At 50.0% G+C, this 5,141-nt stretch carries 5 protein-coding genes; all 5 read right to left on the bottom strand.

Features of this window, described 5'->3' with window-relative positions; all coding sequences use genetic code 11:
• A partial coding sequence (locus DBO31_RS06285) for an EamA family transporter (RefSeq protein WP_150824718.1) occupies positions 1-1,523 on the bottom strand: 1,523 nt, incomplete at its 3' end.
• A 170-nt stretch (positions 1,524-1,693) separates the two neighbouring features.
• Positions 1,694-2,443: a phosphatase gene (locus DBO31_RS06280; protein WP_150824717.1), complete on the bottom strand. Its 750-nt coding sequence runs from the start codon at positions 2,441-2,443 to the stop codon at positions 1,694-1,696.
• Between the two features lie 14 nt (positions 2,444-2,457).
• Positions 2,458-3,486 (bottom strand): ABC transporter ATP-binding protein, encoded by a 1,029-nt coding sequence (locus DBO31_RS06275; RefSeq protein WP_150824716.1) that lies wholly within the window; start codon positions 3,484-3,486, stop codon positions 2,458-2,460.
• Entirely contained in the window at positions 3,431-4,858 is a 1,428-nt protein-coding gene (locus DBO31_RS06270; protein WP_200817473.1) for an iron ABC transporter permease, read from the bottom strand. The genes DBO31_RS06275 and DBO31_RS06270 overlap by 56 nt, the downstream gene beginning before the upstream one ends.
• 12 nt (positions 4,859-4,870) lie before the next feature.
• Positions 4,871-5,141, bottom strand: a 271-nt coding sequence (locus tag DBO31_RS09385) for a hypothetical protein (RefSeq protein WP_200817472.1), incomplete at its 5' end; no start/stop codon positions are given.

Here is a 5,141-nt window from a genome sequence, read left to right as displayed (position 1 = left end):
AGGATGAGGTCTGCTGTCTTTACGACACCGTAATCGCTGGATTTCAGGCTCATATCGTAATTGGCCCCATATCCCCAGTAGGAATCAGTACAATACATGCAGTGGTCGCGCCGTTCCTTGTTGACGCGGTTGCGGATTTTCATGGCCGTATCGGCATCGACGTGTTCGCGCAGCATGATGCGCTGCACAGCCCAGTCCGGATCAGAAGAAATAAATACATTAAATGTATTGGGACGCTTGCGCAGGATATAGTTTGCCAGCCGCCCGACGATAACGCAGGATTTGCCGTTGGTTAGTTCCCGGATGACATCGGATTCATCATTAAACATCTCCTGCCGCTTCGACTCATACCCTGTCGAATAATGGACGTAATCATCGTAGACTTTAGCCAGGAGCGGACCGAGATGCTGGTCTTTTTCCTTGCGCCAGGCTTCGAATGTCTGGGGATGTTCTTTCCGTGTCATATTGAGAATAGCCGTGTCATAGTAAGGCACGCCCAGCTTGCGGGCTACGAGTTTGCCTATATTGCGGCCACCACTGCCAAATTCCCGGGAAATAGTGATGACCAGCGGGCATTCTGCATTTTCCCGTATCCACGCCGGATGATTCTTACGCCCTTCGATTTCACCGACCGCATGATGGCGGAACAGGAGATGTTCGATAGGCCCTGCCATGGTGCAGCCCAGAAGGATGAGAACCAGACCGATGACAGCATTCATTGTAATCGGTTCCGACAGAATAATCGCCGACAGGATCAACGCGATGACTGGTTTAATGAAGAAGGCAAAAGATGCATTAGAAGGGCCAGTCAGTTCAATTGCTTTCATGAAGCACAGGTACCCGAAACCGGTAACGACGAGGGAGCAATAAATGAGCGGCCAGATAGTACTGGAATTGATGCCGCCCAGGATAGGATCGCCGTGAAACAGGAGGATAAAGAACAGGAAAAAGCAGCCCAGAAGGAAACTGAAGGCATTTTCTACATTGCCGCCCAATTTGGCAATACGCAGCTTACCAAGTGTCGTATAGAGGGCAAAGGAAACAGCTGCCGCAGCCGAAACGAGCAGCCCAAAATTGCCGCTTTCGATAATGGCTACGGGATTGGCCACGATAATCAGACCGACGATACTCAGGACCAGGGTAATTGCCTTTTTGCGGGTAAATGCTTCATGAATGATAAAATACGAAAAAATCATGACAAAGACAGGATTACTGGAAAAGACGATAGCCGCAAGGCCGGCATTGGCCATATTGACCCCAATCTGGAACAAAATCATGCTGAAACAGATATTGACCAGCCCCAGCACAGCCAGATAAGCTATATCAGAACGATTCAGATGGATATGGCGCTTCTTCATATCCCGCAGTGCCAGAGGCATCAACAGCAGACCACCGACGAGAAAACGAAGAAAGGTCAATTGAAAGGGAGTAAAAGCAGTGCCAGCGATTTTCAACGAGATTTCCATGGTCCCGAAGGCAATTGCTGTCAGCACAATACAGATTGTGCCTAATTTAGATGACATAGAAAAGCCTCCTCTTCATACATTACTGCTTTTAAATGAAATGATACATCAAACCATCAAAGCAAATCTCATTATATACCCGCTCGATAAGCGTTGCAATATAAAAAGGTGCTACACTTTTCCATCCCATTCTTTTGTTTTTTTATACTTCCCGGTGTTCACTACACCATCTATTCAGACAGGCTGGCAGCAAGCCGCTTCCGTCTCGGCGTATCGTTGAGGACGTATAATAAGCCTTCTTTCGTCGCATTCAGAACGAGAGATTCAGGAAAACAAGCGTCTTTCAAAAAGGCGTCCGACCGCTGCAAATCTCCGACATCGAGCCATATATGCGCGTCACTGCCGGCAATGACAGGAACCTGATACTGCTGACAATATTTCAGCAGCACAGGAATATTTTTTTCTGCACCGGTACGCCCGTTACGTGGCGAAGCAGAACTATTATTGATTTCCATGGCAATATGTTCGTGGGAAGCCGCCTCTACGAGTCTTTCATAATCGACAGGAAAGCGGTCATCGTCAGGATGCCCCAGAATTTTAACATAGGGATTTTTCATAGCCTCGATAAGTGCCGATGTGTTCTCCTCTACCGATCCGGACTGGATGCAGTCTTTATGGAGACTGGCAATGATGTAATCGACTTTCTGCAATATGCGTTCTTCCATATCGACACGTCCATCATAATCAATAATATTTAGTTCCATTCCTGTAAAGACGTGCAGTCCATCGATGATGTCAGGGATTACTTTAAAATTGGTAAAAAAGATAGGCTGCGGCGCACCGGGCATGGAACTGGAATGTTCTGATACCCCCAGACCCCAGAGGCCCCGTTTCCTGGCCGCAGCAATATTATCCGTAAAGGAACCATAGGCGTGGCCACTGGCCAGCGTATGGGTATGCAGATCAAATAAATAATTCATATGCTTTCCTCTTTTCACGCCGTAAATACGAGCCGTACCGATTCACCGGGGGAAAATACTTCTCCCGACCGGGCAAAAACTTGGAATTCTTCTTTACCACAGGTGACGGCGTAGTGTATTTCCCTGCCGTGAAACTGCCGGTTCGTTATGGTCGCTTCCAGTCCCGGCCCATCATAGGTGATATGGAATTGTTCCGGCCGGACGGGATAGAGACCTTTTTCTTTTAAAGGACAGGCAACACCCGTATCAGGATATACGAAAGGATGTCCCGCCACATGAAAATCACTCCCCTGCCAGGTGCCATGAAGGAGATTACATTTGCTGACGAAGGTAGCGACGAATTCGCTTTCCGGGTGAGTATAAATTTCTTCCGGTGTTCCCAGTTGTTCGATGACGCCGTAACGCATGACCAGAATGCGGTCTGCCATGGCCAGGGCTTCGCTCTGATCGTGCGTGACGTATATGATAATGGCGCCCGTACGGCGGTGTATGTCCTGGATTTCTTTGCGCATATTGATTTTAAGTTCGGCATCGAGAGCACTCAGAGGTTCATCCATAAGCAGGATGGACGGCTTGCTGACGATAGCCCGGGCCAGGGATACGCGCTGGCGCTGGCCGCCGGACAGTTCCCCGGGATAGCGGTCGGCCAATGCATCGAGTCCCATATCATGGATGGCCTGGGCGACAGCGGCTTCTTTTTTCTCTGCCGGCCAGCCTGTTTTTTTACGGCTCTTCAGGGGAAATTCCACATGTTCCCGCACAGTCATGTGTGGCCACAGGGCAAAGGACTGGAACACCATGCCAAGGTCTCTGTTTTCAATGGGAACCATGACTGATGAATCAGAATAGACCGTGCCATCGAGGCGTACTGTGCCAGAGGTAGGTTTCAGGAAGCCGCCGATAATCCGCAGCAATGTCGTCTTGCCACAACCGGACGGGCCGAGGATAGCAAGGAATTCTGACGGTCTGATAACCAGATTAATATCATTAAGCACTGGCGTGCTGCCGAATTTCTGTTTTATGTGTTCGAGATGCAAGCTCATACACGTTTTTCTCCTTCTTTTTTAAAGATGTAGCCCAGGCCAGCATATATCCGCCAAGGAGCAGTAATACGACGACGGTGGACATGGCCGCCGACAGGCTGTAATCGCCGGCCTGCTGAAAACTGAAAATCGTAAGGCCGATGGTCTTTGTACCGGCACTGGCCAGAATAGACGATAAGGTTAGTTCGGTCAGGGACAGGCCGAATATGAGAAACGAACCGGAAAGGACAGGCCGCATCAGCAGGGGCACCAGCACATAGCGCCAGACTGACAGCATAGAACCGCCGCTGGCACGGACAGCATCCTCCAGTTCGGGATTAATGGCATTCAGTGCAGTCTTACTGCTCTTTATCTGAAGAATCAGGTAACGCGTGATGTACGCAAACAGCAGGATGTAGATTGTCCCATAGAGCTGGGGCCGGACCCCGGGGAGCGGTTCCGTCCACTGGAAAATCATGGCCAGAGCCAGGACAATGCCCGGCAGTGCATAGGTCAGGGCTGCGCATTTTTCAGCAATTGCAGCGGCCAGACTATGGCAACGCACTTGACGGAATGCCAGGACCGTACCGATCACGATGCATACCAGACAGGTGACCAGTGCCAGAATCAGGCTGTTGCGGACAGCCGTAAGAACGCCCGTATTGGTAAAGACAAAGGAAAAATTACGCAACGATATATTACTATAGGTCACGGCAAGGCCATAATTTTTCAAGAACGCGTTGAGAATCATATCAGCTAATGGAACGAAGTTGAGAAGGCTGAGCAGCCCCGTGACACCCCACTCCAAAATCTTTCGTCTGCTGCCGTTCAGGATGATGCGGGGCTGGAAATCTTCTTTGATGGATTCCATGGCGCTGCGGCTATGGACAAAGCAGCTTTCCAACAGTGTCCCGCCAATGGCGATACACGACAACAGGACAGACAACGCGGCTGCCATGGGAAATGCATCGGGTCCGAAACTGATGGCCTTTTCGTAGATGTACGTACTGAGTACGGGAATCCCCGATGAAATGCCCAGAAAGGCCGGCACGGCAAAGTTATCAATAGCAGCCAGGAATGCCAACAGGCTGCCACTGGCGATAGCTGGCCAGACTTCCCGCAGGTCAATGCGCCATATAGTCTGCCAGATAGTAAAGCCGCAGGCACGGGAGGCCCATTCCATCTCTGCAGGTATCTTGCGCAGCATGTGGACGACGCTGAGGTAGACAACAGGAATATTGATGAACCCCAGGACAACCCATATGCCGGTCAGACTGTATAAATCGAGCGGGGCAAGCCCCAGTGATGTCACAAACGTATTAATATGGCCTTGCTTCAGCAAAAGGCCTGACCAGGACAGCGTCACGATATAAGACGGGATAATGAACGGCATGAGAATGAGCAGTTACAGCAACTTTTTGTAACGGATATTGGTATAGGCTGACACAAAAGCAAGGAAACTGCCCACAAAGGCAGCCATAATCGTCGACGCAATGGAAATGATCAATGTATTTTTTATGGCTTCCCACGTCCGCTGGTCATGGAACAAGGTAATAAAATTGGCCAGACTATAGCCATCTGCGCCATGAAAACTCATGACGCAGAGGCGCAGGACCGGGGCCACAAAGACAAAACACAGAAGGCTGTAGAACACCAGTCGTACTATCGGCCGCTGT

The sequence above is a fragment of the Megasphaera sp. DJF_B143 genome, from assembly GCF_900320625.1.
Lineage (GTDB): Bacteria > Bacillota > Negativicutes > Veillonellales > Megasphaeraceae > Megasphaera > Megasphaera hexanoica.
The sequence above is the reverse complement of the archived record's forward strand: the minus strand, read 5'-3'. Positions and strand labels throughout refer to the sequence as shown.